This window comes from Bradyrhizobium sp. AZCC 1610, assembly GCF_036924515.1.
Taxonomy (GTDB): domain Bacteria; phylum Pseudomonadota; class Alphaproteobacteria; order Rhizobiales; family Xanthobacteraceae; genus Bradyrhizobium.
In genome coordinates this window covers 814,774-839,578 of the sequence record NZ_JAZHRR010000001.1, presented here as the reverse complement: position 1 = coordinate 839,578, position 24,805 = coordinate 814,774, and the positions used below count along the sequence as shown (strand labels likewise).

Below are 24,805 nucleotides of genomic sequence, written 5' to 3'. Positions count from 1 at the left end.
GATCGCCGAAGCGCGCGCGCGGGTGGCCGAATCCGACTCCTTTAGCGCGGAAAAGAAGGCGTTGGTTGAGCGGCAATCCGACATGGTCGCACGCAACGCTGCGAGCACGTATATGCTCAAGCCGACCACTCACCAGTATTCGGCCGCGTTGCATAATGCGGATGCCGAAAACGCGAAGCTCAACCAGAAGATCGCACAGCTCGATGCGCTGGGAAAAGGTATCTATGTGGGAGACGATCTCGTCGCCATCGGCACCCTGGTTCAGAAGCGGCGGGACATCGACCTTGATGAAAAAAGAATGGAAATCGAGGAAAAAGAGCTTGCCGCGGTGTTGGAAGATCACCAGCGGCTCATAGACATCGAGCAAACGAGACTGGATTCGTTGGCTGGAGCCAATGTCCGAGTTACCAGTGCGGGCAACATCCTGAACGTCGGGGCCGGGCCTGGCCGGCATGTCAATGCAGGAGACACACTGGCGTCGCTTGTCGATTGCGACAAGCGTTTCGTTGTAGCGATTTTTTCGTATCGACAGGGCCAGAGCATGAAGGTCGGCACAAGAGTCCGCGTTGACGGCGCTTCTTTCCGGTCGGGCATCGTGACCGCTGTGTTGCCCAAGACGAGCGACAAGATCGACGACCGCTTCGCTGTCCCATTCCCGCAGACCGAACGGCGGGAATTGTACGCGATCATTGCGCCTGACAGCCAGGCCGACAGCACGGTCCAACCGGAAGACGCCGCCCGGCACCAACAATCGACACCCTGCACCGTTGGTCAGTGGGTAAGCGTGACCAAGGATGACGGCATCGTTCCTTCGATGTCGGTTACCTGGCGTCGTCTCGAAACACTGATGACGGCGTGGAGCAGCAAGAAAATGCCGCTCCAGCCCACTGACGACACCGAAAGGAAACGTGAAACAGGATGTGCAGATCCCACACGCGCCATTCAGACCCTCTCGAAAACATACTTGCAATTCCCCAGCCGATGATTGACTCTTCGTTGAACTCTACCCGTGTACTTTGATTTAATGATTTGCCTCGCAGGTATTACCGTCTGCCTGTCTGGCTATCACCGCGACGGGTGCGATACCGGTGCGAAAATGGATACTGCCCCGCCATTGACGATCGAGATCGCATGTCAAGCCTCGACCTCGCTCACGGTCTCGAACGCCTCGTAAATCGAACGGAACCGCCGTGGAAAGAACGCGCATAGTTCATCCGTGTCCAGCGCGCACTTCTTGAGTCGAAACGTGCCACGTAGCTCCCGCATCTCGTAGAAGCGGACAGGTCGGCGCCGATCCTCCAGAGCCTTCACCACAGCGTACTTGACGGCGGACTCACACCGGATGCCGAAGATGACCTCCTCCAGCTCAAGCGGGGAATTCTGCAAGCCCCGCTGGCCGATTAGCCGCCATTCCCGTTCATAGCGCCAGCTCGCTGCCTTTCTAAGCAGGACCGCGGTATCGACAGTCTGACGGGCTATATCGTCGCCATCGAGCATGGCGGCGACTTTGCTCGCTTCCACGAACCTGCAGCCGCCGTATCCGACCTTGTAGAGGTTTTCGGCGGCATCGTCCGGGACCGAGTAGCCTATGCACACGCCTTTGTGTTGGTCGCCATAGTGGCTCCACATCAGAGGGCAATTCGTCCGTTCGGCGAACGAGACGATTCCCTTATCGTATTGACGGAGCAGTTCCTCCTCGACGTATTGACCGAGGAGAACCTGGAGAGGATCCGCGACCTCGTATTCTGGATTCGTGGCGTTGTACCGAATATTTGCGATCAGCTCTTCGGCGCGCCGGCGAGCTTGCCGAGAGATGTGCTCGACCGTCTTCGGCCCTCGGTATTTGATTTTCTTCGCCGCCGCGGCCATCTCGGCAGTAACACGTCGCTCAACGAATTTGATGAAAACACGCTCGAGATCCTGCGCGCCGAGATCTGTCTCCAGGGAAGGACGTGTGTCGAGGGGATCGTTAAAGGTGCTCGGATCAGCGAAGAAGAGGTTGTCGGCAACCAGAACGTCGAGCGTGAGGTTGCTGAACGCTCGGTATTTGTAAAGTCGCTTCGGTATCTTGTCGCCCCCAGCCATCGCTCCACCCAACGTTATCTCGTAAATCGAATCGCCGCGCTGTTTGCGGCGATTATGTCGCTAAACATCTGTACTTGTGTCCACGACAGCGCCGTGGAGGTGTTGGTGGCCCAAGCGTTTCGTTCCCGCCGCAAATGCTGGCGGCGAGGACTTTCAGGTCGAGCCATTTCATGTGGTCTATCGCGTGGTAGAGATTAAACCCTTCGATGTAGGCAATAACTTTACGCATCAATGGTAGTATAGCACACAAACGAAAAAGGCCGGAACCTGGCGGAACGGACCTGTCCACCGGAAGCCTACCGCGCCGGCGGTCAACTGCGTCCACCTCCTTCGATCGACAAGGGCAGCGGGTCGCGAGTATCAATGCCAGATTGAATTTGGGTTGAGGCGGGCTTCAGGCTCGCACGCTGCAGCCGTGCCGCGGTTCAAGGACTCGGTACGAATCTATCGGACCAAAACGGCGGCTATTCCGCCTAGTGTCTTCCAAGGATTCGACCTTCCCCTGCAGCTGCATTGGTGGCAACTTGGTCCGCCCGCGGGTCCCCACCGCGGTTCTCCACCGTCCGAATCCGGTGGCTCTGGAAATGCCCGGTTTTGTTGGGTTTTTCGCACGTCGGGGTCCGGTGGCGGAGAGGGAGGGACTCTCACCGCCGTTTTGCGGGCCCTCCCACCAATCGGAAGACCCCTCACCAACTTCCGGAAAACTGCGAAACACAGATGAACCACTGAAGCCCCGGTCGAGCGCGTCAAGCCGGGTCACCTACAACAAAAGGCGGTCCATGAACCCATGCATCTCAAGGAATCGCTTATGCCCTTGAACACGTGCATCGACATTCCTCGTTTAAGGATTCGATAGCCGATTGGGATGCGGCGAGATAACTTTGCCTACTAAGAGGATTCGATTATCGCGCGCGACGGTCGTGTTTGCTACGAGACCCTGCTACGGGCAGATCTCTGCCGACATGGGCAGCAGATGAATTCGATGTAAGATGCTGATTCGAATGGTATTTTTTGGTAGCGAGAGAGGGACTCGAACCCCCGACCCCAGGATTATGATTCCCGTGCTCTAACCAGCTGAGCTACCTCGCCACGGTTCGTCGTCGCGGCACACTATACCGCATTCGCGAACGCGCGGCATATAAGGAGTGGCTTAAGGACCTGTCAAGCAAAGCCAGCGGTCCAGCCAAGCGCCTGCAAAATAGCGCTATTTCGGCCGAATTGACGGGTCGCCGCCGGGGCTGCCGGGCGGGGGAATCACAGGCGTCTTGCCCGAGTCCGGCGCCGGCGCGTGCATTTCGGGATCGACGCCTGGAGGCGGACACAATACGCCCTCCGAGCGGGCCAGCTTGTCGCCAAGCGGCTCGACTCGCTGACCGGTGGTCGTTCCCTCCGGAGCTTTCTCGCCGGGCTTCGGCAACGGTTGCATCGGCGCGCAATCGGCGGCGCGCTGCGGCGATGGCGGCGCGGTCTGAGCCGGCGGCGTGGTCGGACCTGGCGGGGCCTGCGCCCTCGCCACGTCGGCGGCCGCCATCAACACACATGAGATCAGAAGGGCGCGTTTCATTGCCATGCAGAGGAAACGGCCTGCACTTGCGGAGGTTCCGCAGTCAAACTGTCGCTTTTTGTTTGACGCGTTTTCTTAACGCGAACCGGCCTCCACCCCCGGATCAAGTCCGAGGGCATGCTTCGCTCGAAAACGCTATGCGCTTCACGATTTCTGAAAACGGATCAGCGAAAAATGTCCCATCGGCGGCATCGGCCGCCGCTCGGTCAGGGTGACACCGCCATGTTTGGCGGCCCAGTCAGTCAGGCGTTCCCACGGGAATTCCGGCCGCCAGCCGAGCCGCCGCGCCAGTGGTGCGAAGGCCAGTTCGAAGATGCGGCGCGGGCCGCTTTCGGCGCCGATGTGATTGACCAGGATGAGCTCGCCGCCGGGTTTGAGCACGCGGATAAAATCATCCAGCGTCGCCTCGGGATCCGGCACCGCCGTGATGACATATTGCGCCACCACCGCATCGAAAAACGCATCCGGAAACGCCAGGTTCTTGGCGTCCATCACCGCGAGCGTTTCGACGTTGGTGAGGCCGAACTCGCGCACGCGCTTCCGCGCCCGCCGCAGCATCGGCTCGGAAATGTCGACGCCGCACAATTTCGTGCTGCGCGAATATTCGGACAGCGACAGCCCGGTGCCGACGCCAACATCGAGAACGCGCCCGCCGATCTTGTCGGCTTCCGCGATGGTCGATCGGCGGCCCTCGTCGAATACCTTGCCGAAAACGAGATCGTAGACCGGCGCCCAGCGCCCATAAGCCTTTTCGACCCCCTCGCGGTCGATGTCCCCAGCCATTTCCCCTGCCCCGATTTTTTCTTAACTGCGCATTGCCTCGGCGAGTGGCGCGGTCGCTTGCTGCGCCCCTGCCCTCGCCGCCGCATGGCGTGCGGTCGCGCTCTTGATGAATCCGCCGCCGAGCACGCGCGCCTGTCCCGCAGGCGCATCGTAGAACACGCAGGCCTGGCCGGGTGAAACGCCCTCTTCGCCGGCAACGAGTTCGACCTCATAACCGCCGTCGACCGCGCGCAACCAGGCCGGCTGCGGCGCGCGCGTCGAGCGCACGCGCACGAACATCTCGATGCCGTCGCCGATGACGCGATCCAGCAGCCCGTCGCCGATCCAGTTGATGTCACGAAGGCGGATGCGATCCATCCGCAATGCCTCGCGCGGCCCCACCACGACGCGGCGGCTGGCCGCATCGAGCTTGACGACATAGAGCGGCGCGCCGGCGGCGATCCCCAGTCCCTTGCGCTGGCCGACGGTGAAATGAACGATGCCCTGATGCCGGCCGACGACGCGGCCGTCGAGATCGACGATGTCGCCGGGCTCGATCGCACCCGGCTTCAGGCGGCCGATAATATCGGTGTAGCGCCCGGTCGGCACGAAACAGATGTCCTGGCTATCCTGCTTGTCGGCGACTTCGAGGCCGAAGCGACGCGCCAGTTCGCGCGCCTGCGGCTTGGTCATGTCGCCAAGGGGGAAGCGCAGATAGTCGAGCTGCTCGCGCGTGGTCGCGAACAGGAAATAGCTCTGGTCGCGATCGGAATCCGCCGCGCACACCAGCGCACGCGATCCGTCGGCGAGACGGCGCGAGGCGACATAATGCCCGGTCGCGAGCGCCTGCGCGCCGAGTTCGCGCGCGGTCGCCAAGAGATCGCGAAACTTGATCGATCGGTTGCACTCGATGCAGGGCACCGGCGTCTCGCCGAGCGCGTAGCTGTCGGCAAAATTGTCGATCACGGATTCGCGGAAGCGGCTTTCATAGTCGAGCACGTAATGCGGAATGCCGATCCGCTCCGCGACGTTGCGGGCATCGTGGATATCGCGGCCGGCGCAGCAGGCGCCCTTGCGATGGGTGGCCGCGCCGTGGTCGTAAAGCTGCAGCGTGATCCCGACCACGTCGTAGCCCTCGGACTTCAGCAAGGCAGCCGTCACCGAGGAATCGACGCCGCCGGACATGGCGACCACGATCCGCGTATCTTGCGGACGGCCTTCGAGATCCAGACTGTTTCGCATGCCAGGGGTCATCGACTTCAATCGCAAGCGCGCTAACGCGACTCGCGGCCAGGGTTAAAAAGCCTTTTTATCATAAGGCCTTAGGACGGCATTCGGCCATACCGGGCCGGATCGGACGCCGCTCTTTAATATAGGCCGTATTCCCGCGAGGCAATCAGCCGATCCCCATTTTGGAGCGTGTCCAGGACGGCAAATCTTGCCGCCGGGCAGAAAAGGGGGCCGCGATCATGCCCTGCACTCTGGCTGGCACCCTCGTAAGCATCTGAAATATCACGATCTTTTCTTAAGCGGCGAGTGGCCCGGTCCTTGCTGAATGGTAGCCGAGAGCTCAGCGCGAGGGTCGCCCGTGGTTAGTGTCACGTCAGAAGTATCGGCAAACACATCTTTTCAAAATGCGGCGGCGAGGTCCGCCCGGCCGGATTCCGAGCCGCCGGCCAGAAACGACAGCTTCGCGGCGCTGGTCGACAGCAATACGGCCGCCAACAACAACGACAATCGCACCCAGGACAACGCGCCCGCCCCGCGCCGCTCCGACGATGCGCAAGCCGCATCCGACAACCGTGCGCGCGACAATGCTGCCGCATCGGACAAGGCGGACAAGGCCGCGCGCAACGATTCGAATGATCGCAACGCCGCGGCCAAAGCACACAGCGACAAGGCACGCGACGACGGCAAAGCCGACAGCACCGCCGATGCCGATACCAAGACCGATGCCGCGACGAACCGCCGCGCCAAATCGAAGTCCGATGCCCCGAAGTCCGATGGCGCAAAGTCCGACGAGACGACGCAGGCATCTTCCGGCGACGCTTCCGCGGCAGGCGATCAGACCGAGACGTCACAGGAGGGAACGGCCGTCGTGACGGCCGATGCCATTGCCGTTGCCATCCCTGCTGCCGCAGCGCCGGCGGCGACAGCTTCCGCGACACAAGCAACCGACAAGGCGACCGCGCCGCTTGCCATCGCAGCGGCAGCGATCGCAGCCTCCGCTTCGCTCGCCGCCGAGACCGCGCCGGCCGCTCCCGCCGCTGAAGCCACCGAGGCCGCCGCCACCCAGCCCGCGACCGCGAACGCCGCGCAGGCCAACGTCGTCGCCAAGACCAGTGCGCAAGGCGGCGTCGGCCAGGCCGTCAGCGCCCAGGCCACATCCGCCGATCCATCCATCGCAACCGGTATTGCTCAGGCCGCTTCAGTGGTCGCAGCGACGCCCGCCGCCACCAAAGCCGCCGCGCAACTCAAGAACCCTGATCTCGCCAGGAAGGGCGCCACGACGGCGGTCGAGCAGACCGTCACCACCGATACTGCCGCCCCCGCAGCACCTGCCGCGGATACCATTGTGCCCGCCGTCACGCCGCCGACCGAAGCCGCGGGCAAGCCGAAGTCCGACAATGGCATAGCCGACGCCGTGAAGGCCGACGCGTCAGGCAATTCCATCGCGCCGCCGGCCGCCCAAACCAATGCGTATCTTGCCGCCCTTGATGTCGGCCAGTCGCCGGTCAATTCCTCCGGCAACGGCCTGCAGGCCGCCGGCGCAATCCAGGCGCAGCAATCGGCCGCTCCCGCCACGACGCCGGCTACTGCGACCCAGCTTACCGCCACGGCCGCCGCAAGCGCGCCGGTACTGGTGAGCGGACTTGCGATGGAAATCGCCGCGTCTGCCAAGAGCGGCAAGACCCGCTTCGAAATCCGGCTCGATCCCGCCGAACTCGGCCGCATCGATGTCCGCATCGATATCGATCGCCACGGCCAGATGACGTCGCATCTGACGGTCGAACGGCCGGAAACGCTGTCAATGCTACGCCAGGACGCCAACCAGTTGCAGCGCGCACTCGACAACGCCGGACTCTCGACCGGCAATGGCGGACTGCAGTTCAGCCTGCGCGACCAATCTTCGCAAGGCCAGAACGACGGTAACCAGTCCAATCCCAACGCGCATCGCCTCGTCGTCGGCGAGGAAGACAGCGTGCCGGCCGTCGTCGCCGGCCGCGGCTATGGCCGCATGCTCGGTTCGAGCGGCGGCGTCGACATCAGAGTTTAAGGGAGACCGCCATGGCAGTCGATGCAACCATGCCGACGACGATCGTCTCAGCGACCGGGACCGGTACCGCCGCCAGCAACAAGACCGCTTCGGAGAAGACGACGGGAATTGCGGATAATTTCCAGACCTTCCTGACGCTGCTGACCACGCAGCTGCAGAACCAGAATCCGCTCGATCCGCTGGACACCAACCAGTTTACCCAGCAGCTCGTGCAGTTTGCCGGAGTCGAGCAGCAGCTCAGATCGAACGAACAGTTGAAGGCGCTGGTGGAGATCGAAAAGAGCGCGCAGGCGACCCAGGCGCTGGTTTATGTCGGCAATACCGTTGCCGTCGACGGCAGCAAGGCGCAGTTCGACAAATCGGCGACCTGGAATTTTCACTCCGAGAAAAGCACCTCCGCGACGATCACGATCACCAATTCGGCCGGGCAGACCGCCTATACCGGGTCCTATGCGCTGAAAGAGGGCAATTCCAGTTTCGTCTGGGACGGCAAGGGCAATGATGGGGTGCAGTGGCCGGCCGGCAATTACACCTTGACCGCCACCGGCAAGGACAGCTCCGGCAACAACGTGGCGATCTCCACCGAGGTCCAGGGCATCGTCGACTCAGTCGATCTCAGCGCCTCCCCGCCGCTGCTTTCGATCGGCGGGCAAAACTACACCACCGACAAGATCAAGCGCGTGGTCCGTCCGGGCGCCTCCAGCTAGCGCCCTCACCGCTCGCATCGTTTGATAAGCTCTCCCGCCCGGCAATCCCTGATTGTACGCAAAAGCGTCACAGGGAACCCGGGCCGAAGCTATTTTCCATCATTTTCAAGGAGATTCGTATTGAAGCCGTAGGCTTAGGCAAATTTTAAGCCGGGGGGCGTAGATTTACTACCGTGAGTTCAGTGGTTGAGAGTTTGTGAGTACGCCATGACAGAACCCCATCGCCCGAGGGTAAAATACGTCATCGGGCCTGACGGCAGTCCGTTAACAATTGCCGACTTGCCCGCGCCCGGAACCAAACGGTGGGTGATCCGCCGCAAGGCCGAAGTCGTTGCGGCAGTCCGCGGAGGCCTGCTCTCCCTCGAGGAAGCCTGCAGCCGCTATACGCTGACAGTCGACGAATTCCTGTCCTGGCAGTTTTCCATCGATCAGCATGGCCTGGCCGGTTTGCGGACCACCCGCATTCAGCAATATCGGCAGTAAACTCTCCCGAACCGAAAGATTTGATGAAAACCGGCTTCGTTTTGCGAAGTCGGTTTTTTTCATGCCGGAACTAATCGCGACGGCTTTAACGGTTGTTAACCATATCGAAACCATCCCCTAGGCAATAATTGCCCAGTCGGTCCCTGGGGCCGAATCCCTGGGGGCGGTTGGTGCAAAGTCTCGTTGCTTTCCTGAAAGGCCTGGGTGCGTCACGGCTGATGGCTATGGTTGCGGTGACGACCGCGCTGATCGGCTTCTTCGCCTTCGTCATCATGCGCGTCACGACGCCGCAGATGACCACCCTGTTCACCGACCTCTCCACCGAAGATTCCTCCGGCATCATCAAGGATCTGGAGCGCCAGGCCATTCCCTTCGAGCTGCGCAACGAAGGCGCGGTCATCATGGTGCCGAAGGACAAGGTCACGCGGCTGCGGATGAAGCTGGCCGAAAGCAACCTGCCCAAGGGCGGCGGCGTCGGCTACGAGATTTTCGACAAGTCCGATGCGCTCGGCACCACGAGCTTCGTCCAGAACATCAACCATCTGCGCGCGCTGGAGGGTGAACTCGCCCGCACCATCCGCGCCATCGACCGCATCCAGGCCGCCCGCGTCCATCTGGTGCTGCCGGAACGGCCCTTGTTCGCGCGCGAGGCGCCGGAGCCGTCAGCCTCGATCGTGGTGCGGGTGCGCGGCAGCCTCGAACCGCAGCAGATCCGCGCCATCCGCCACGTCGTCGCCTCAGCCGTCAACGGATTGAAGCCGCAGCGGGTGTCGATCGTCGACGAAGCCGGCCGGCTGCTGGCTGACGGCGCCGGCAAGGAAGCCGATATCGCCGTCGGTGAAGAGCGCCGCACGGCCTTCGAGAAGCGCATGCGCAACGAGGTCGAGGCGATCGTCTCCTCGGTGGTCGGCCAGGGCCGTGCCCGCGTCCAGCTCACCGCCGACTTCGACTACAACAAGGTCACCCAGACTTCGGACAAGTTCGATCCCGAGGGCCGCGTGCTGCGCTCCACCCAGACCCGCGAGGAATCTTCGCTGACCGCCGAGAACAACGGCCAGGTGACGGTCAACAACGAACTGCCCGGCAACCAGACCAACACCACCGGGCCTGCGGCCCGCGACCAGAGCAAGAAGAGCGAAGAGACCAACAATTACGAGATTTCCCGCACCACCAAGACCGAGGTCACCGAGGCCGGACGCGTCAACCGGATCTCGGTCGCGGTGCTGGTCGACGGCGCCTATACCAAGAACGAAAAAGGCGAAATGGTCTATCAGGACCGCAGCAAGGAACAGCTCGACCGCATCGCCACCCTGGTCCGCTCGGCGATCGGCTTCGACCAGAAGCGCGGCGACCAGGTCGAGGTCGTCAATCTTCGCTTTGCCGAAGCGCCGACGGTCCCCCCGGTGGTGGAGCCGGGCGGCCTGCTCGGCATGCTGCAGTTCACCAAGGATGACGTCATGTACGTCATCGAACTCGGCGTCATGATGCTGCTCGGCCTCGTGGTGCTGTTCATGGTGATCCGCCCGCTGGTCAAGCGCATCCTGGCTGCCGAAGTAATTCCCGCGCAGCCCCAGCCGGCGCTCGCTTTGACCGACGGCACGCAGGCCGAACTCGGACCCGGCCAGGCCCTGATTGCCGGCACCAGCGGCACCGCCCAGTTGATCGACGTCGCCCAGGTTCAGGGCCAGGTCCACGCGCAAGCGGTGCACCGGGTCGGCGAACTGGCCGAACGCAATCCGAACGAGACCGCCTCCATCGTTCGCCAATGGCTCAGCGAACCCGTCGAGAACTGACATGGCCGCCGTACCGCAAACTTCAAACGCCAACGACATCACCACCGTCATCTCGGCGCTGGCGAGCCGTCAGGCGAGCCGGCCGAAGGGCAAGCCGCTGAGCGGCCCGAAGCGCGCCGCCATCCTGATGCTGGCGCTGGGCGAGCAATATGGCGGCAAGGTGTGGTCGCTGCTCGACGACGACGAGGTACGCGAACTGTCGATCCATATGTCGACGCTCGGCACCGTCGAAGCCGACATCGTGGAAGACCTGCTGCTCGAATTCGTTTCGCGGATGTCGGCATCCGGCGCGCTGATGGGCACCTTCGACGCCACCGAGCGGCTGTTGCAGCAATATCTGCCGTCCGAGCGCGTCACCGGCATCATGGATGAAATTCGCGGCCCCGCCGGCCGCAACATGTGGGAGAAGCTCTCCAACGTGCAGGAAGAGGTGCTCGCCAACTACCTCAAGAACGAATACCCGCAGACCATCGCAGTGGTGCTGTCGAAGCTGAAGCCGGAGCACGCCGCGCGCGTGCTGGCGATCCTGCCCGAGGATCTTGCGCTGGACGTGGTCGGCCGCATGCTGAAGATGGAAGCGGTGCAGAAGGAAGTCATCGAGCGCGTCGAGCAGACGCTGCGCACCGAGTTCATGTCCAACCTGTCGCAGACCCGCCGTCGCGACGCCCACGAGGTGATGGCCGAAATCTTCAACAATTTCGACCGCCAGACCGAGACCCGCTTCATCACCTCGCTGGAAGAGGAAAACCGCGAATCCGCCGAGCGCATCAAGGCGCTGATGTTTACCTTCGACGACCTCATCAAGCTCGACTCCGCCTCGGCCCAGACGCTGATGCGCAATGTCGACAAGGACAAGCTCGGCATCGCGTTGAAGAGCGCCAATGAGGAGGTGCGTGCCTTCTTCCTCGGCAACATGTCCTCACGCGCCGGCAAGATGCTGATGGACGATATGGCCGCGATGGGGCCGGTGCGGCTGCGTGATGTCGACGAGGCGCAGGCGCTGCTCGTCAACCTTGCCAAGGACATGGCCGCCAGGGGCGAAATCACGCTGACCAAGAACCGCGCCGACGACGAACTGGTGTACTGATGGCCGCGCCCGCAAAATTCTTGTTCGACACAGACTTCGCGGCGCCGGACAAGGCGCGCGAGCGCGCGGCAACGGCCACCGAGATCGCGCAGAAGATCGCCGAGGCCGAGGCACGTGCCTACCGCGCCGGCTACGAGGCGGCCCAGCACGAGGCCAGGGTGGAGAGCGACCGCCGCTCGGCGCTGGCGCTGGAAGAGATCGGCATCGCCATCAGGGGTATCGCCACGCGCTTCTCCGGCATCGAGGCCAGGATGGAAACCGAGGCGGTCGAAGTCGCGGTCGCGGTGGCGCGCAAGCTGTGCAGCGAACTGATCGTCCGCGAACCGCTCGGCGAAATCACTGCCCTCGTCAGCGACTGCTTCTCCCACCTGGTCGCAATCCCGCATCTCGTCGTCCGCATCAACGACCAGCTCTACGAGGCCGCGCGCGAGAAGATCGAACGGCAGGCGGCCCAAAGCGGCTTCGAGGGCCGGCTGGTGATCCTGGCCGAGCCTGGAATTGCCACCGGCGACTGCAGGATCGAATGGGCCGACGGCGGCATGGTGCTGGAACGCGCAGCCATCGAAGTGAAGATCAGCGAACTCGTCGGGCGCTATCTGGCGTCCCGCGATCAGGCCGAAACGTAAAGGCCATGAGGACTGAACCATGAGTGACACCGACGCACAGGTACCGCTACCCGATCTCAACGCCGCGGACGCCCCGCCGATCGACGATCTGGCCTACAACGAGGACGAACAGGCCTCGCGCATCGCCGCCGACCTCGAGGCCGTGTTCGACGTGCCGGTGCAGGTCTCGGCCGTGCTCGGCCGCTCCAAGATGGACGTCGGCGAATTGTTGAAGCTTGGACCCGGCACCGTGCTCGAACTCGACCGCCGCGTCGGCGAAGCCATCGACATCTACGTCAACAACCGCCTGGTGGCGCGTGGTGAGGTCGTGCTGGTGGAAGACAAGCTCGGCGTGACCATGACGGAAATCATCAAGGCGGAACGCAGCTAACAATTTTGGCGATACGCGCCGTGAACGGCGCGAACAGACGGACAGGAGATAAAAATGCGGCTTCTCATCGTTGGCACATTGAAGGGCCAGCTCACGACCGCCACCAAGATCGCGATGGAAAACGGCGCATCGGTAACCCACACCGAGGCGATCGAACAGGCGATGGCCGTGCTGCGCGGCGGCAAGGGCGCCGACCTGCTGCTGGTCGACGTCGCCCTCGATATCCGCGACCTGGTGATGCGGCTGGAAGCCGAGCACATCCACGTGCCGATCGTGGCCTGCGGCATCTCCAACGACGCCCGCGCGGCGGTGGCCGCGATCCACGCCGGCGCCAAGGAATACATCCCGCTGCCGCCCGATCCCGAATTGATCGCCGCCGTGCTCGCCGCCGTCGCCAATGATTCACGCGATCTGATCTATCGCGACGAAGCCATGGGCAAGGTCGTCAAGCTGGCGCAGCAGATCGCGGGCTCCGACGCCTCCGTGATGATCACCGGCGAATCCGGCACCGGCAAGGAAGTGCTGGCGCGTTATGTCCACTCGCGCTCGAACCGCGCCAAGCGGCCGTTCATTTCGATCAATTGCGCGGCTATTCCCGAGCATCTATTGGAGTCCGAATTGTTCGGCCACGAGAAGGGCGCCTTCACCGGCGCCATCGCCCGCCGTATCGGCAAGTTCGAGGAAGCGACCGGCGGCACGCTGCTGCTCGATGAAATCTCCGAGATGGACGTTCGCCTGCAATCCAAGCTGCTGCGCGCGATCCAGGAACGCGTGATCGACCGCGTCGGCGGCACCAAGCCGGTGCCGGTCGATATCCGCATCCTCGCGACCTCGAACCGCAACCTCTCTGATGCCGTGCGCGAAGGCACTTTCCGCGAGGACCTGCTGTTCCGCCTCAACGTCGTCAATTTGAAGATCCCGCCGCTGCGCGACCGTCCAGCCGACATTCTTGAACTGGCGCAGCATTTTGCGAAGAAATACGCCGACGCCAACGGCGTGCCGCTGCGCCCGATCTCGGCCGACGCGCGGCGGGTGCTGACCTCAAACCGCTGGCAGGGCAACGTCCGCGAACTGGAAAACACCATCCATCGTTCGGTGCTGATGGCGCAGGGCGATGAGATCGGAGCCGACGCGATCCTGACGCCGGACGGCGACCGCCTCGACCTCGCCAAGACCCCGCCAGCCGTGGCCCACGCCACCTTTGCCGCCGAACAAGTCACGCGTGCGCTCGTCGGCCGCACCGTCGCCGATGTCGAGCGCGACCTGATCCTGGAGACGCTGAAACACTGCCTGGGCAACCGGACCCACGCCGCCAATATTCTCGGCATCTCGATCCGCACGCTGCGCAACAAGCTGAACGAATATGCCGACGGCGGCATCCCGATCACGCCGGCAGGCTCCGGCGAGCACCAGCGGTTTGTGGCAGCGGGCTGAGCCGTATGTTCCCCGGACGCAGCGCATCGCGGCAGCGGTGCGCTGCTGAGCCGGGGCCCAACTTACTTATGGCTGACGATGGGTCCCGGCTCTGCGGAGCAGCGTTGCCACGCTGCACCGCGTCCGGGACACGATGCATCACGAATAACTCGGCGCATCCGGCTTACGGAAAATATGGATGGGATCGCCGGGCTGCAGATCGCGGCCGGTGAAAACCGCATAGGCGTATAGTGCGAGATAGGCGATCGCGACCGCGCCGATGCCGTAAAATACCCAGGTCGCCAATCGCTTCATCAGACAGCCGCACCATGTTGAGCCTTCGCAAGGCTAACACACCGTGGGGCATCGGCCCAGCCGCTATCCCGCCGCCACCCTCTGCGCCGGCGCGACATTGATTGCCAGCTTGCCATAACGGTCCTTGAAAGCTTCAGTGTCGATTTCTTCAAGCTGGATCGCGCCGCTCATCACGCCCTTCTTCCACTCATCATGTTCGGGATCGTTCTGGAACTCCGGCATCACCTCTTTGGCGAACAGTTCGAGCGACTCGCAGATGTGCTCGTGGGTGTTCTTGCCGGCCTGGTTGAGCAAGATCACCTGGTCAATGTGCGAAGTGCGGAAACGCCGCAGCTTCTTTCGGATGGTTTCCGGCGAGCCGATCAGGCCGCCGCGCAGCGCCGCCTCCTGCGCTTCCGGATTGTCGCGCTTCCACTTGTTGTACTCATCCCACATGTTGACGGTGCCAGGATCCGGACGTTGCCGGTTCTGCGACGCGCCGTAATAGCGCAGCGCGAACTGGAAGAAGGTGGCGCCGTCGGCGCGGGCGCGGGCCTCCTCATCCGTCTTGGCGCACATGAAGAACGAAACCAGCGCCATGTTCGGATTGATCTCGTAATCGGCGAGTTTCTTCAGCCGTTTTGTAATTGCGTTGTAATAGGCATGCACCCAGGCATGAGCGGCTTCCGCGCTGACGAACTGGAAGCCGAGCGCGCCAAAGCCGTTCTCGCCGGCACGCTCGATGGTCGGCAGTTGCGAGCACGCCATCCACAGCGGCGGATGCGGCTTCTGCACCGGCTTCGGCACCACGTTGCGCAAGGGAATGTCGAAATACTTGCCGTGATGCTCGGTGCCCACCTTCGTGAACATCGGAAAGATCGCCTGGACCGCTTCCTCGAACACCTCGCGCTTGGTTTCCATGTCGCGGCCGAACGGCGTCAGCTCGGTGATCGACGCGCTCTCGCCCATGCCGAATTCGCAGCGGCCGTTGCTGAGGAGATCGAGCACCGCGACGCGTTCGGCGACCCGGGCGGGATGATTGGTGGTGAGCTGGAAAATGCCGTGGCCGAGCCGGATGTTCTTGGTCCGCTGGCTGGCCGCAGCGAGAAAGGATTCCGGCGCGGGCGAGTGGGAATATTCCTCGAGGAAATGATGTTCGACCACCCATGCATAATCATAGCCGAGCCGGTCGGCGGTCTCGAGTTGGGTCAGCGCGTTCTGGTAGAGCCGGAGCTCGTCGCCCTCTTGCCATGGGCGCGGCAGTTGCAGCTCGTAAAAGATGCCGAATTTCATGACGCCTCCCAAGAGCGCTCGTTAAGACCGCTTGTTGTTTTCGGTCAGTGTATTCGCCATGCATCCCAAGTCCAGCCTCGACCGCGAAACTGCAATTCCGTGGCACGGAAGCAGCCTTGCAAGGAACGCGCGAATGGTTAGCTTTACGCTTCCGTTGAGTCGCGGCCTCACCGCCCGCTCTTCTCTCCATCTGGACCTCATGACCAAGTTCACGCCGCATCAAGATTCCGCGCTGAAGGCCGTTGCCGACTGGCTGAAGGCCAAGCCCGGCAGGGGCGGCACGCCGCCGGTATTCCGCCTGTTCGGCTATGCCGGCACCGGCAAGACCACGCTGGCGCGGCACATCGCCGATGGCGTCGATGGCGAGGTGAAGTATGCGGCCTTCACGGGCAAGGCCGCGCTGGTGATGCGCAACAAGGGTTGCGACAACGCCTCCACCATCCACTCGCTGATCTATCGCGCCAAGGAATCGGGCGTCGAGCAGCCGAGTTTCGAACTGTGGGATGACGCGCCCGCTTCCAAAGCAAAGCTGATCGTGATCGACGAATGTTCGATGGTCGATGCGGAGCTTGGCCGCGACCTGATGTCGTTCGACTGTCCCTTGCTGGTGCTCGGCGATCCCGCGCAATTGCCGCCGATCCAGGGCGGCGGTTTCTTCACGGACTGCGAGCCCGACGCGATGCTGACCGAGGTGCATCGCCAGGCCCAGGATGACCCGATCGTGCGGATGTCGATGGATATCCGCGAGGGCCGCGAACTCGAAATCGGCCGCCATGGCGAGAGCGAGGTAGTCCCGCGCAGCGAACTCGATCCGGATCGCGTAATGAGCGCCGACCAGGTGCTGGTCGGGCGCAACAACACCCGCCGCGCCTACAACAAGCGCGTTCGCCAGAAACAGAACATCGAGGACCCCTTTCCGGTGGCCGGCGACAAGCTGGTCTGCCTGCGCAACAACCGCAAGAAGGGCCTGTTCAACGGCGGGCTGTGGCGCGTCAAATCGCGCACCCAGCCGCGGGCGAAATCAAAAATCCTGACCATGCGGCTCTCGCCCGACGAGGAGTTCGGCCACAAGGTGACCAAGGTCTCGGTACGCCATGATTGCTTCGAGGGCGGCATCGAGGCGATCCCGTGGGAGGAGCGCAAGCCGTATGACGAGTTCGACTTTGGCTACGTGCTCACCGTGCACAAGTCGCAGGGCTCGCAATGGGACGACGTGGTGCTGTTCGACGAGAGCTTTGCGTTCCAGGACAGCCGGGCGAGATGGCTCTACACGGGGATTACGCGCGCGGCGAAGCGGCTGAGCGTGGTGGTGTGACTTGAAGCCGGCGTTCCCCGGATGCTGCGCAGCACGAAGTGATGCGCTGCTGATCCGGGGGTCCACGAGCGGCCGGCAATAGGTCCCGGCGCAGCGTTGCACGCTGCACCGCGTCCGGGACACAAGACCTACTTCGCCGCCACGAAGTAAAAATCCTCGCGCCCCGGCAATGAGCCGTAGGTGAAAGGCTGCTGCGTGCGATTGGTGGCCTTCCAGACATCGTCGCGGACGATGTCGAACAGCTTCCGCACCTCGATCTTCGGCTCCTTGATGACCCGCGCCAGCGCGGTGGCGAACGGACTGTTCGGGGAATCGCCATCGAGCGCGGTCTCGCCGTGCTTGGCGGCGTAGACCACCATGAAGCCGGCTTCCGGCTCGATGTTGGAAAAGCCCCGGTTGACCAATTTTAGCGCGATGGTCCGCTGCATGGTCTTCTCGAACGGATTATCACGGCACGCATCGAGCATCACCAGCCGCAGCTTGCGCGCGCCGGCAACTGCCCCGATCACCTGCTCGAGCGCCACCGCCTGCGTCTCCGCGTCACTGTCGGCCTTCAGCCTGGCATCGACCGGGATCAGATAGTTCACGCCGCCGATCTCCATGCCGTGGCCGGCATAATAGACCACGGCCCAATCCGCCTTTTCGGCCTCGAGGCCGAATTCGTGCAGGGCGGCAAAGAATTTGTCCCGCGTGAGATCGGGCGCCAGCGTCACGGCGGCAAAGCCAAGCTCCCGAAAGGTCGATGCGATCAATTTGGCGTCACGCGGTGGATTTTCCAGCGGCGCAGCGTTCCGGTAGGCGCCATTGCCGACGATCAGCGCAACCTTGCGCGGGCCGGCCGGCGGTGTGGCTTTGCCTGCTGGAGCCGTGCCCAATAGCGCCTCCAGCCGCTCCTTGGCGACGGCGCGCGCTAGCGTAGTGTCGATATCCTCGCGCTGCGCCGCCACGGCGTTGGCCGCCAGGCGATAGTCGGCACGTGCGGCGGCGAGGTTGCGGCGTTTCTCGAAAAGCTGCCCGCGGCCGACATAGGCGCGAACGTAGTTCGGATTGATCTTGAGCACCCGGTCGTAATCGCTGAGGGCGGCGTCGAGATTGCCCTTGCCGAGATAGGCATTGCCGCGGCTGGTCAGCCCATAAACATTGTTCGGTGACTTCGCCAACGCTGCATTGCAGTCAACGAGCGCGTCGTCGAACCTGCCCATGCCGGTGTAGGTAACGCACCGGTAGGCCGGAACTTGCGGACCGTCGGGATTGACCTTTTGCGCCTCGGCGAAGTCGGCGAGCGAGGCGTCGTACAGTTTCATCAATCCCTGCAGGCGGCCGCGGTTGTAATGGTGCAGGTAGCGGCTCTGATCGTTGAAGATGTGTTTGACCGCCAGGTTGAATTCATCCAGCGCGCGCTGCAGCTCGCCCCTGCGCATGAAGATCACGCCGCGGTTGTTGTAGGCGGTGCCGAAAGTCGGGCGTAGCTGCAGGCACAGATCGTAATCGGCCAGCGCTCGCTCGTCGTCGCCCTTGTAGCTGTAGGCGTTGCCCCGCGCATTGATGACATTGATATTCTGGGGCGCGATCTCGTGCGAGGCGGTGAAAGCCGCGATCGCGCCATCGTAATCGCGCTTCTTCACCAGCGAGTCGCCACGAAACCAGAAGGCGGCGGCCCTGGAGGGGCCGGTGATCCTCTCGTCGGCGATCACGCTTTCGCAGGCCGCGAGGCGTGCTGTGGGTTCCGCCGTGGAATTCCGGCAGGTTTCGACATCGCCCGCGGCCCGCGCGGGGCCGGCGGCGATAAACATGACGAGACCCAGCAACAAGGCCCGCAACATCGGCGGAACGCTCCGGCGCATGGATTTTGGTCGCGGCGCGCGACCAGCGGTTCATTGTGGAAAGGCAGGCCCGCACCGGTCAAGCGTGACCGATCGCCCTTCCATAAGGCCTTGCGCGGGCGCAGCTTTATTCACGAACTCGTGTGGCGCGGGCCGTAACAATCCGCGGCCAAGGCCGTATCTAGGGCATCGGAACGCCTTGAGCCAATTGCGAAACGCCGATCCCGCTCTAGACTGCCCCCAACCAATGCCGAAAGAGGAAACCATGTCCCCTCGCCATCTCAGCCGCCTGTCGCTGTGCGCTGCCGCCATCGGCGCGCTGGCCATTGCCGCGTTCGCCATCAGCCCCTCGCGTGCCTCCGAGGAAGCCGTCATCATTCCGCCTCCCGCCCTCGACGTTCAGGCGGCCGACGGCATCCAGACCGCCGTGATCGCGGGCGGTTGCTTCTGGGGCGTGCAGGGCGTGTACCAGCACACCGCAGGCGTGCTCAACGCGGTGTCCGGCTATTCCGGCGGCAGCAAGATGACCGCGAACTACACCATGATCGGCACCGGCACGACCGGACACGCCGAGGCGGTCGAGATCAAGTACGATCCGAAGAAGATCAGCTACGGCAAGATCCTGCAGATTTTCTTCTCCGTCGTGCACGACCCGACGCAGTTGAACCGCCAGGGCCCGGACACCGGTACGCAATATCGCTCGGCGATCTTCACCGCCAATGACGAGCAGAAGAAGGTGGCGGAAGCCTATATCGCCCAGCTCAACGCCGCCAAGGTCTACAAGAAGCCGATCGTGACCAAGGTCGGCCCGCTGCAGGCGTTCTATGCGGCGGAAGACTATCACCAGGACTACCTGACGCTGCACCCGAAGCAGCCCTATATTGTCTTCAACGACATGCCGAAGATCGAGAACCTGAAGAAGATCTTTGCGGAAAACTACATCGAGAAGCCGACGCTGGTGAGCAACGCCAAGGCCACTAATTGAAGGGCTACCAATTAAGGAGGCTAAATGTCCGACACCAAGACATCCGGCAAGCTCGTCAAGAGCGAGGCCGAGTGGCGCCGCGAGCTGACGCCGATGCAGTACGCCGTGCTGCGCGAGAAGGCGACCGAGCGGCCGTTCTCCGGTGAATATGAGCACGAGCACCGCAAGGGCACCTATACCTGCGCCGGCTGCGGCCAGACGCTGTTCGAATCCGATGCCAAGTTCGACTCCGGCTGCGGCTGGCCGAGCTTCACCGCGCCTGCCGTCGACGGCCATGTCGACGAGGAGCATGATATCAGCCACGGCATGGTCCGCACCGAGGTGTTGTGCTCGAAATGCAACGGCCATCTCGGCCACGTCTTTCCCGACGGCCCCGGCCCGACCGGCCTGCGCTACTGCATCAACTCGGCGGCCTTGAAGCTGCAGCCGAAATAGTTTTCGGCAACGGTCGAACTTATTCCAACCCCCCGTGCGACCAGGAGCTGGTCGTGCGGGGTTTCTGTTTGGCGGGACGCTTCATTCCAACCTGCCGACCAAGGACTCGCGATCCGGAATATGCTTTGATCCGGTCCGCGGGAGCGTTTTGGGGGACGCCCGCGGGGCCTTCGGGGAGCGCGCCATGTCGCTTGGGACGATACTCGTCATTATCTTGATCATATTCCTCCTCGGCGGCTTCTCCGGCCGCATCAGGGGCTATGGCTATGGCTACGGCCATTCCGGCATGGGGCTTGCCGGCGTGATTTTAATCGTGCTCCTGATCCTGCTGCTGCTCGGCAAGATTTGAGCCATTAAGCCATTGAAAAAACTTGATTAAAGTTTAGTTCCCCGCAGCCATGCGTGGATTCATCATCACCCCCGATCCGCTCGTTCAGGGGTCGCATTTTTGTCAAAGAAGCTTATATTGGGCTCTGAAATGACGTGCACGGTGCGGCCCGCGATTGTGGCCCACCGTCATCCAATCCCCATTGCTCACACGCAAGAGCCGAAAAAGATTGAGGTCACCGTCCATGCGTCCCTTCAGCTACAACACCGCCGCCGAACTGTTTCCCGCCGCGATCCGCAAGAAGAAGCGGGCCGGGTTTGCCTATCGGCGTTTTGGCACCGCGGCCGAAGCGGTTCGCTTCGCGATCGAGGAATTGCCGGCGGACTCGCTGAACGGCGCCTATCTGCAGGTCGAGGAAGCCCGCTTCGACCAGAGCGGTATCCGCACGCTCTATGAAAGCGAAGCCTTCCCGCTGCCGCGCCGTCCGCGTGCGCCCGCCAGCGCTGAAGACAAAGCCGACGCGGCCTAACCTCCATATTGTCAAACAGCGCGCTCCCGGAGATCATTTCCGGGGGCGTTTTTGTTAGCGCGGCTGCCGGTCGAGCCAGCGCTTGAGCATGCGCACGTTGCGGACGTTGGCGCGGAACATGACGTCGAAGGCGTCGCCCGCGACCGGCACCAGGCCGACCACGCCGTCAACGGCGACATTGGCGAGCATCCGCGCCGTGATGTGCCAGGGCGCCCCGAGCGCGCGCGCCTCACGCACCACCCACAGCGCAATCGCCGTCGTGATAATGTCGCCGACCACGGGGATCAGCCCGATCAGCCCGTCGATGCCGTAGCGAAAATTGGTGCCGGGCACGATGAAGGCGACGTCCAAAAGTTTGGCGATGGCATCGAGCCGCGCCAGCCGCTGCTCGCGCGTCAGCTCGCCGAACGGATTGGCGGCGGGATGACCGAAATCGAACCGCAATCCCTCGAACCGCGTGTGCAGGTTCGCCTCGGGGACTTCGCGCCCCTCCTGGTCGATGACCGGGCCGCGCCCGGGCGCGCGCGTCCGGGAAGACTGCCCGGAACGTGAACGCTGCGGCGTGTGGATATCGTCGTCTGACATGGCCATCACATGGTAACGCGAAGGCGAGGCGCAAGTTGCGTCACGCGGCCGCGGCAGGCACCTTTACCTGCCTTTTCAAAGAGCAAACATGACTTTCCGATCTCGCGGCACGTGTGCCCGAGGTGTGCATCTTGTCGCAAGTGTGCGTCGAGATTGTGCTTGCGCGCAAAGCAAATCAGTTCGCAGTTCGTGGGGTAGGCAAAGCAACAGCGTGCCCACCATCAAGACGTGCGCTCGACGATAGATGGTGGGCACGGCGCTAACGCGCCTTTGCCCACCCTGCGATTCCGTATCGATGCGAAGCGTTACGTCGAATGCACCGGCCGCGGCGCGTCGGCATATCTGTGCGCCAACCAGGACGATAGCATCGCAGGCACCATGCCGACGATGCCGTAGAGCAGGAACTGCACCGCGCCGGTATCCGGTCCGCGCGAGCCATAGAGCAATGAGGATGCCGCGAAGCCGATCGCGCCTACGATCAGTATCCGTGCCACGGGCGCAATGCGCTTGACGTGAGAGAGAATGTCGTCGATGGCGCCGATCATCAACGCCGGCACGATGCCGAACAGATAGCTGTACTGCAGCGTCTTGACGAACGCGGCGAGGAATTTTCCGATCTCCGACCAGTTGGTCTCGGTCCAGTAGCCCGAAGTCACCGTGGCCGCGAACAGCATCAAAAACCCGCCGACGAACGGGCCGATAGCTCCGAAAATCAGATAGCGTTTCATGGCGACCTCTGCGTTGAGCCTATGGATCGAGAAGGAAGACTCACCATCGGACCAACCGCATGGTTCCGTGACCAGACATATCCGGCTTCGACAGCGCCTTGGCCATACGCAATTTCAAATCCAGTCAGCAGGGCGGAGTCAAGAGGCCAGCGGCCTCCGATGCTGAAGTCAGGCAGACCGGCTCAGGCTGCCATTGGCAGCCGATGCGACCGCTGCCGGCTCGTTCTTCTTTGCAAGAATCCGATCCGACCCGAACCGGATCGTCCATTGTGCAACCGACAGCAACAAGGACTCAAACACCGCCACGCATTGTTCGAGCTCGCGGTCGGTGGATGGCGGGCAGCCGGGCCGGTTGCGGACGATCATCGTCGTTGTCGACCAGGTCAGCCGGGCGGCCTTGCAGGCGACGATCAGTCCATACACCCGGTCGGGTTCGAGCAAGGGTTCGATCGCCTCGACCTTGACGTCGGCCTTCAAGGCGAGGGCTGCGACCACGTGGACGTATTCACCTCTCACCGCAAACCGGTTGACGATGGAATCATTCAGCTTGCCGGTGCGATTGAGCGCGACGACCTCGCTTTGCGCCTGGGTGTAGTCAATCGCCATCCGGGCCGCGCCGCGCTGTCCGGCGGTCGTCGCAGCAGAATTTTGGGTTTTCTCCCGCATGACAGGTCGCGCCGCCGTCAGGAATCGCGCGCGGACGACGTCGGCAACCTTGCCAATGAGCTCCCGCAGCAGGCTGCCGGGAATGTCCAGGCGAACGCCGAGCTTTTCCGCCAGCCCCTCGTCACGCTCTGCCCGTCCGACCAGCGTTGCGTAGCCGCATTCGGAGAAACGCGCGCCGGCGTTCCGCGCGAGCGCATTGGAGACGTGGACGTCGCCAAATCTCATCAGCGCGTCGGTCAGCGCTTCGTTGAGCGTCCTTCGGTCGCAGATCGCCAACAAGTGCTGCTGGCCACGGCTTTTGACGATTTCAAGAAGGTCTGTTTCCGACAGACAGCTGGACCTTCTCAGAACCGGCGCGGCCACCTGGGGCTGTTCGTGGAACGCAAGCTGGCGGATCGTCTGGCGCGGGGCCCGGTCGATGGTGGACAGGGCCTCGCTGAGCTGGATCACGGTCGTTGCTTCCACCCGCTCGATCAGGTGGGCGAGGACGCCATCGACCGCGGCGATCTGCGAGTCACCGAGGCGATCGACATTGGACAGGAACAGGTCCGTCACCTCCCCGAAAATTCGGGCGTCGTGCTCGGGTCCATCCTCTTCGGCGCCGTTCAATTCCGCGCGCAGATCCGGCGATACGGCAGGCATGGCTATCCCACCTCCGCACCGGTCATCCCGGCTCGCCGCGACACCTCCGGCCGCGGCCATTCCATCGCGCGGATGGCCGCTAGCTTCGTGGATCCATTGGCAGCGGAGTAAACAAGCATTTGAGTGCCACTCGAAAGGCTGGTTTCGGCAGCCTTTTCACTCCAACGAAAGCAAATGAGGCGCGCATGCGAGCAATAGCCACTGATCGTACCCGGGCTTCCCTAACGGGTGGTTGTTCGAGGGCCAGGAATTTCCGCATTTATACTGAGTTTTGCAGCGCGGAAGGCGAGCCCGGCCGGCCTGGGAGCCGGGCCATCGAGAAGCTGCGGCGTACTGGATACCCCGCCGGAGCCTGTCATCGGGCGCGCATTCGCGCGACCCGGTGGCGGGGTGCGACAGCGGAGGCGCTTCGGTCGACGTGGCGCGCACGCAACAGTTCAGGAAGTGTTGGTGCGAGCCATTGCAGCTTCGACGCATTAGCGCATAATTCGCGGCGGAGTGGCGCAGCACTTTTGATTCGAACATCGGCAGAATTCGAGCAACCACACCGGGTGACTCCCGGGTGATGGATGACGCCTGCGGCAGCGCAAACCGCGTGCAGCGCCCCCAATGAACAGCGGCCAGCACCGCGCGCGCGCAACCTTGGGGAACGCATCGATGACTTTCCACCGTACAAGCAGAATCGCACTTCTCTTCGCCATCGCCTTCGCGGCGACGGCACTTTCCGCACGCCCGAGCCTTGCCTTCTCGGAGGCGCAGCAGATGTGCACGGGCGACGCCATGCGGCTATGCGGCCATGAAGTCCCCAACGTCCAGCGAATCACCGCCTGCATGGTCAGGCACCGCGCGCAGGTCAGTCCAGGCTGCCGGGCCGTGATGGACCGCGAGCACACCGCGCGGAGGCGAGCCGCCGCTGCTGAGTAACAGCTCGTTTCGCTCGAAGACGAACGCAGAACGGCCTCAGCAGAGCTGCGTGCAATGTTGAGGCTGCTTTCTTGCTGGATTCTTTCGCGGC

General features: G+C 62.9%; 25 protein-coding genes and 1 tRNA gene. 15 read left to right on the top strand and 11 right to left on the bottom strand.

What is annotated here, in order from left to right:
• The first annotated feature begins 22 nt into the window (after positions 1-22).
• Positions 23-985 carry an HlyD family secretion protein gene (locus tag V1279_RS04220; protein WP_334432772.1) on the top strand — a complete coding sequence of 321 codons (963 nt, stop codon included), beginning with the start codon at positions 23-25 and terminating at the stop codon, positions 983-985.
• Positions 986-1,134: 149 nt separating this feature from the next.
• Here V1279_RS04220 and V1279_RS04215 read toward each other — a convergent pair whose 3' ends face one another.
• From V1279_RS04215 to mnmA, 5 genes are all read right to left on the bottom strand, one after another.
• Positions 1,135-2,085, bottom strand: coding sequence for a DUF2971 domain-containing protein (locus tag V1279_RS04215; RefSeq protein WP_334432770.1), 951 nt, complete (start codon positions 2,083-2,085; stop codon positions 1,135-1,137).
• A gap of 1,012 nt (positions 2,086-3,097) precedes the next feature.
• Positions 3,098-3,174 (bottom strand) — tRNA-Met (locus V1279_RS04210).
• A 115-nt stretch (positions 3,175-3,289) separates the two neighbouring features.
• The gene (locus V1279_RS04205) at positions 3,290-3,655 is read right to left on the bottom strand and encodes a hypothetical protein (protein WP_334432767.1); all 366 of its coding nucleotides are present in this window, start codon (positions 3,653-3,655) and stop codon (positions 3,290-3,292) included.
• Positions 3,656-3,793: 138 nt separating this feature from the next.
• On the bottom strand, positions 3,794-4,432 hold the full coding sequence (locus tag V1279_RS04200) for a class I SAM-dependent methyltransferase (RefSeq protein ID WP_334432766.1): 639 nt from the start codon (positions 4,430-4,432) through the stop codon (positions 3,794-3,796).
• Positions 4,433-4,453: 21 nt separating this feature from the next.
• Positions 4,454-5,653 (bottom strand): tRNA 2-thiouridine(34) synthase MnmA, encoded by a 1,200-nt coding sequence (mnmA, locus tag V1279_RS04195; RefSeq protein WP_334432764.1) that lies wholly within the window; start codon positions 5,651-5,653, stop codon positions 4,454-4,456.
• Between the two features lie 346 nt (positions 5,654-5,999).
• On the opposite strand from mnmA, the gene V1279_RS04190 reads away from it, so the two are divergent.
• From V1279_RS04190 to flbD, 8 genes are all read left to right on the top strand, one after another.
• The gene (locus V1279_RS04190) at positions 6,000-7,688 is read left to right on the top strand and encodes a flagellar hook-length control protein FliK (protein ID WP_334432762.1); all 1,689 of its coding nucleotides are present in this window, start codon (positions 6,000-6,002) and stop codon (positions 7,686-7,688) included.
• A gap of 11 nt (positions 7,689-7,699) precedes the next feature.
• Complete coding sequence (locus tag V1279_RS04185; protein ID WP_334432760.1) at positions 7,700-8,395, top strand: flagellar hook assembly protein FlgD; 696 nt, start codon at positions 7,700-7,702, stop codon at positions 8,393-8,395.
• A 207-nt stretch (positions 8,396-8,602) separates the two neighbouring features.
• A complete protein-coding gene (sciP, locus tag V1279_RS04180; RefSeq protein ID WP_002714638.1) occupies positions 8,603-8,878 on the top strand; it encodes a CtrA inhibitor SciP in 276 nt (91 codons plus the stop codon).
• 170 nt (positions 8,879-9,048) lie between these two features.
• Positions 9,049-10,671 carry a flagellar basal-body MS-ring/collar protein FliF gene (fliF, locus tag V1279_RS04175; RefSeq protein WP_334432758.1) on the top strand — a complete coding sequence of 541 codons (1,623 nt, stop codon included), beginning with the start codon at positions 9,049-9,051 and terminating at the stop codon, positions 10,669-10,671.
• A 1-nt stretch (position 10,672) separates the two neighbouring features.
• Positions 10,673-11,758, top strand: coding sequence for a flagellar motor switch protein FliG (gene fliG, locus V1279_RS04170; RefSeq protein WP_334432756.1), 1,086 nt, complete (start codon positions 10,673-10,675; stop codon positions 11,756-11,758).
• A complete protein-coding gene (locus tag V1279_RS04165; RefSeq protein WP_334432752.1) occupies positions 11,758-12,384 on the top strand; it encodes a FliH/SctL family protein in 627 nt (208 codons plus the stop codon). Before fliG ends, V1279_RS04165 begins: the two co-directional genes overlap by 1 nt.
• A 19-nt stretch (positions 12,385-12,403) precedes the next feature.
• Positions 12,404-12,754, top strand: coding sequence for a flagellar motor switch protein FliN (gene fliN, locus V1279_RS04160; RefSeq protein WP_108521346.1), 351 nt, complete (start codon positions 12,404-12,406; stop codon positions 12,752-12,754).
• A gap of 54 nt (positions 12,755-12,808) precedes the next feature.
• Positions 12,809-14,188 carry a sigma-54-dependent transcriptional regulator FlbD gene (flbD, locus tag V1279_RS04155; RefSeq protein ID WP_334432746.1) on the top strand — a complete coding sequence of 460 codons (1,380 nt, stop codon included), beginning with the start codon at positions 12,809-12,811 and terminating at the stop codon, positions 14,186-14,188.
• Positions 14,189-14,326: 138 nt separating this feature from the next.
• Here flbD and V1279_RS04150 read toward each other — a convergent pair whose 3' ends face one another.
• The gene (locus V1279_RS04150) at positions 14,327-14,482 is read right to left on the bottom strand and encodes a hypothetical protein (RefSeq protein ID WP_275189567.1); all 156 of its coding nucleotides are present in this window, start codon (positions 14,480-14,482) and stop codon (positions 14,327-14,329) included.
• A 63-nt stretch (positions 14,483-14,545) separates the two neighbouring features.
• Positions 14,546-15,754, bottom strand: a complete 1,209-nt coding sequence (locus tag V1279_RS04145) for an LLM class flavin-dependent oxidoreductase (protein WP_334432742.1) — start codon at positions 15,752-15,754, stop codon at positions 14,546-14,548.
• Between the two features lie 199 nt (positions 15,755-15,953).
• Here V1279_RS04145 and V1279_RS04140 point away from each other — a divergent pair, with 199 nt between their 5' ends.
• Positions 15,954-17,069 carry an ATP-dependent DNA helicase gene (locus V1279_RS04140; RefSeq protein ID WP_334446199.1) on the top strand — a complete coding sequence of 372 codons (1,116 nt, stop codon included), beginning with the start codon at positions 15,954-15,956 and terminating at the stop codon, positions 17,067-17,069.
• A gap of 128 nt (positions 17,070-17,197) precedes the next feature.
• Here V1279_RS04140 and V1279_RS04135 read toward each other — a convergent pair whose 3' ends face one another.
• The gene (locus V1279_RS04135) at positions 17,198-18,892 is read right to left on the bottom strand and encodes a caspase family protein (RefSeq protein ID WP_334432740.1); all 1,695 of its coding nucleotides are present in this window, start codon (positions 18,890-18,892) and stop codon (positions 17,198-17,200) included.
• Positions 18,893-19,157: 265 nt separating this feature from the next.
• Between V1279_RS04135 and msrA the strand changes: the two genes are divergently transcribed.
• The 4 genes from msrA (at position 19,158) to V1279_RS04115 (ending at position 21,169) form a co-directional block, all read left to right on the top strand.
• A complete protein-coding gene (gene msrA / locus V1279_RS04130; RefSeq protein WP_334432737.1) occupies positions 19,158-19,877 on the top strand; it encodes a peptide-methionine (S)-S-oxide reductase MsrA in 720 nt (239 codons plus the stop codon).
• Positions 19,878-19,901: 24 nt separating this feature from the next.
• Positions 19,902-20,312, top strand: coding sequence for a peptide-methionine (R)-S-oxide reductase MsrB (msrB, locus tag V1279_RS04125; protein ID WP_334432735.1), 411 nt, complete (start codon positions 19,902-19,904; stop codon positions 20,310-20,312).
• 184 nt (positions 20,313-20,496) lie between these two features.
• Entirely contained in the window at positions 20,497-20,661 is a 165-nt protein-coding gene (locus tag V1279_RS04120; RefSeq protein WP_247780758.1) for a DUF3309 family protein, read from the top strand.
• 223 nt (positions 20,662-20,884) lie between these two features.
• Positions 20,885-21,169, top strand: a complete 285-nt coding sequence (locus tag V1279_RS04115) for a hypothetical protein (RefSeq protein WP_108521386.1) — start codon at positions 20,885-20,887, stop codon at positions 21,167-21,169.
• A gap of 54 nt (positions 21,170-21,223) precedes the next feature.
• On the opposite strand, the gene V1279_RS04110 is transcribed toward V1279_RS04115, so the two are convergent.
• From V1279_RS04110 to V1279_RS04100, 3 genes are all read right to left on the bottom strand, one after another.
• A complete protein-coding gene (locus V1279_RS04110) occupies positions 21,224-21,760 on the bottom strand; it encodes a DUF4112 domain-containing protein (RefSeq protein WP_334432729.1) in 537 nt (178 codons plus the stop codon).
• Between the two features lie 299 nt (positions 21,761-22,059).
• Positions 22,060-22,482 carry a DUF5413 family protein gene (locus V1279_RS04105; RefSeq protein WP_334432727.1) on the bottom strand — a complete coding sequence of 141 codons (423 nt, stop codon included), beginning with the start codon at positions 22,480-22,482 and terminating at the stop codon, positions 22,060-22,062.
• Between the two features lie 168 nt (positions 22,483-22,650).
• The gene (locus V1279_RS04100) at positions 22,651-23,790 is read right to left on the bottom strand and encodes a DUF2336 domain-containing protein (protein ID WP_334432725.1); all 1,140 of its coding nucleotides are present in this window, start codon (positions 23,788-23,790) and stop codon (positions 22,651-22,653) included.
• A gap of 657 nt (positions 23,791-24,447) precedes the next feature.
• On the opposite strand from V1279_RS04100, the gene V1279_RS04095 reads away from it, so the two are divergent.
• A complete protein-coding gene (locus V1279_RS04095) occupies positions 24,448-24,714 on the top strand; it encodes a hypothetical protein (RefSeq protein ID WP_334432723.1) in 267 nt (88 codons plus the stop codon).
• Positions 24,715-24,805: the final 91 nt, after the last annotated feature.

Bases quoted from the DNA above. Each gene is read 5' to 3' on its own strand.
- V1279_RS04215 (WP_334432770.1), bottom strand. From the start codon at position 2,085: ATGGCTGGGGGCGACAAGATACCGAAGCGACTTTACAAATACCGAGCG.
- V1279_RS04205 (WP_334432767.1), bottom strand. From the start codon at position 3,655: ATGGCAATGAAACGCGCCCTTCTGATCTCATGTGTGTTGATGGCGGCC.
- V1279_RS04200 (WP_334432766.1), bottom strand. From the start codon at position 4,432: ATGGCTGGGGACATCGACCGCGAGGGGGTCGAAAAGGCTTATGGGCGC.
- mnmA (WP_334432764.1), bottom strand. From the start codon at position 5,653: ATGCGAAACAGTCTGGATCTCGAAGGCCGTCCGCAAGATACGCGGATC.
- V1279_RS04185 (WP_334432760.1), top strand. From the start codon at position 7,700: ATGGCAGTCGATGCAACCATGCCGACGACGATCGTCTCAGCGACCGGG.
- sciP (WP_002714638.1), top strand. From the start codon at position 8,603: ATGACAGAACCCCATCGCCCGAGGGTAAAATACGTCATCGGGCCTGAC.
- fliG (WP_334432756.1), top strand. From the start codon at position 10,673: ATGGCCGCCGTACCGCAAACTTCAAACGCCAACGACATCACCACCGTC.
- V1279_RS04165 (WP_334432752.1), top strand. From the start codon at position 11,758: ATGGCCGCGCCCGCAAAATTCTTGTTCGACACAGACTTCGCGGCGCCG.
- fliN (WP_108521346.1), top strand. From the start codon at position 12,404: ATGAGTGACACCGACGCACAGGTACCGCTACCCGATCTCAACGCCGCG.
- flbD (WP_334432746.1), top strand. From the start codon at position 12,809: ATGCGGCTTCTCATCGTTGGCACATTGAAGGGCCAGCTCACGACCGCC.
- V1279_RS04150 (WP_275189567.1), bottom strand. From the start codon at position 14,482: ATGAAGCGATTGGCGACCTGGGTATTTTACGGCATCGGCGCGGTCGCG.
- V1279_RS04145 (WP_334432742.1), bottom strand. From the start codon at position 15,754: ATGAAATTCGGCATCTTTTACGAGCTGCAACTGCCGCGCCCATGGCAA.
- V1279_RS04140 (WP_334446199.1), top strand. From the start codon at position 15,954: ATGACCAAGTTCACGCCGCATCAAGATTCCGCGCTGAAGGCCGTTGCC.
- V1279_RS04135 (WP_334432740.1), bottom strand. From the start codon at position 18,892: ATGTTGCGGGCCTTGTTGCTGGGTCTCGTCATGTTTATCGCCGCCGGC.
- msrA (WP_334432737.1), top strand. From the start codon at position 19,158: ATGTCCCCTCGCCATCTCAGCCGCCTGTCGCTGTGCGCTGCCGCCATC.
- msrB (WP_334432735.1), top strand. From the start codon at position 19,902: ATGTCCGACACCAAGACATCCGGCAAGCTCGTCAAGAGCGAGGCCGAG.
- V1279_RS04120 (WP_247780758.1), top strand. From the start codon at position 20,497: ATGTCGCTTGGGACGATACTCGTCATTATCTTGATCATATTCCTCCTC.
- V1279_RS04115 (WP_108521386.1), top strand. From the start codon at position 20,885: ATGCGTCCCTTCAGCTACAACACCGCCGCCGAACTGTTTCCCGCCGCG.
- V1279_RS04110 (WP_334432729.1), bottom strand. From the start codon at position 21,760: ATGGCCATGTCAGACGACGATATCCACACGCCGCAGCGTTCACGTTCC.
- V1279_RS04105 (WP_334432727.1), bottom strand. From the start codon at position 22,482: ATGAAACGCTATCTGATTTTCGGAGCTATCGGCCCGTTCGTCGGCGGG.
- V1279_RS04100 (WP_334432725.1), bottom strand. From the start codon at position 23,790: ATGCCTGCCGTATCGCCGGATCTGCGCGCGGAATTGAACGGCGCCGAA.
- V1279_RS04095 (WP_334432723.1), top strand. From the start codon at position 24,448: ATGACTTTCCACCGTACAAGCAGAATCGCACTTCTCTTCGCCATCGCC.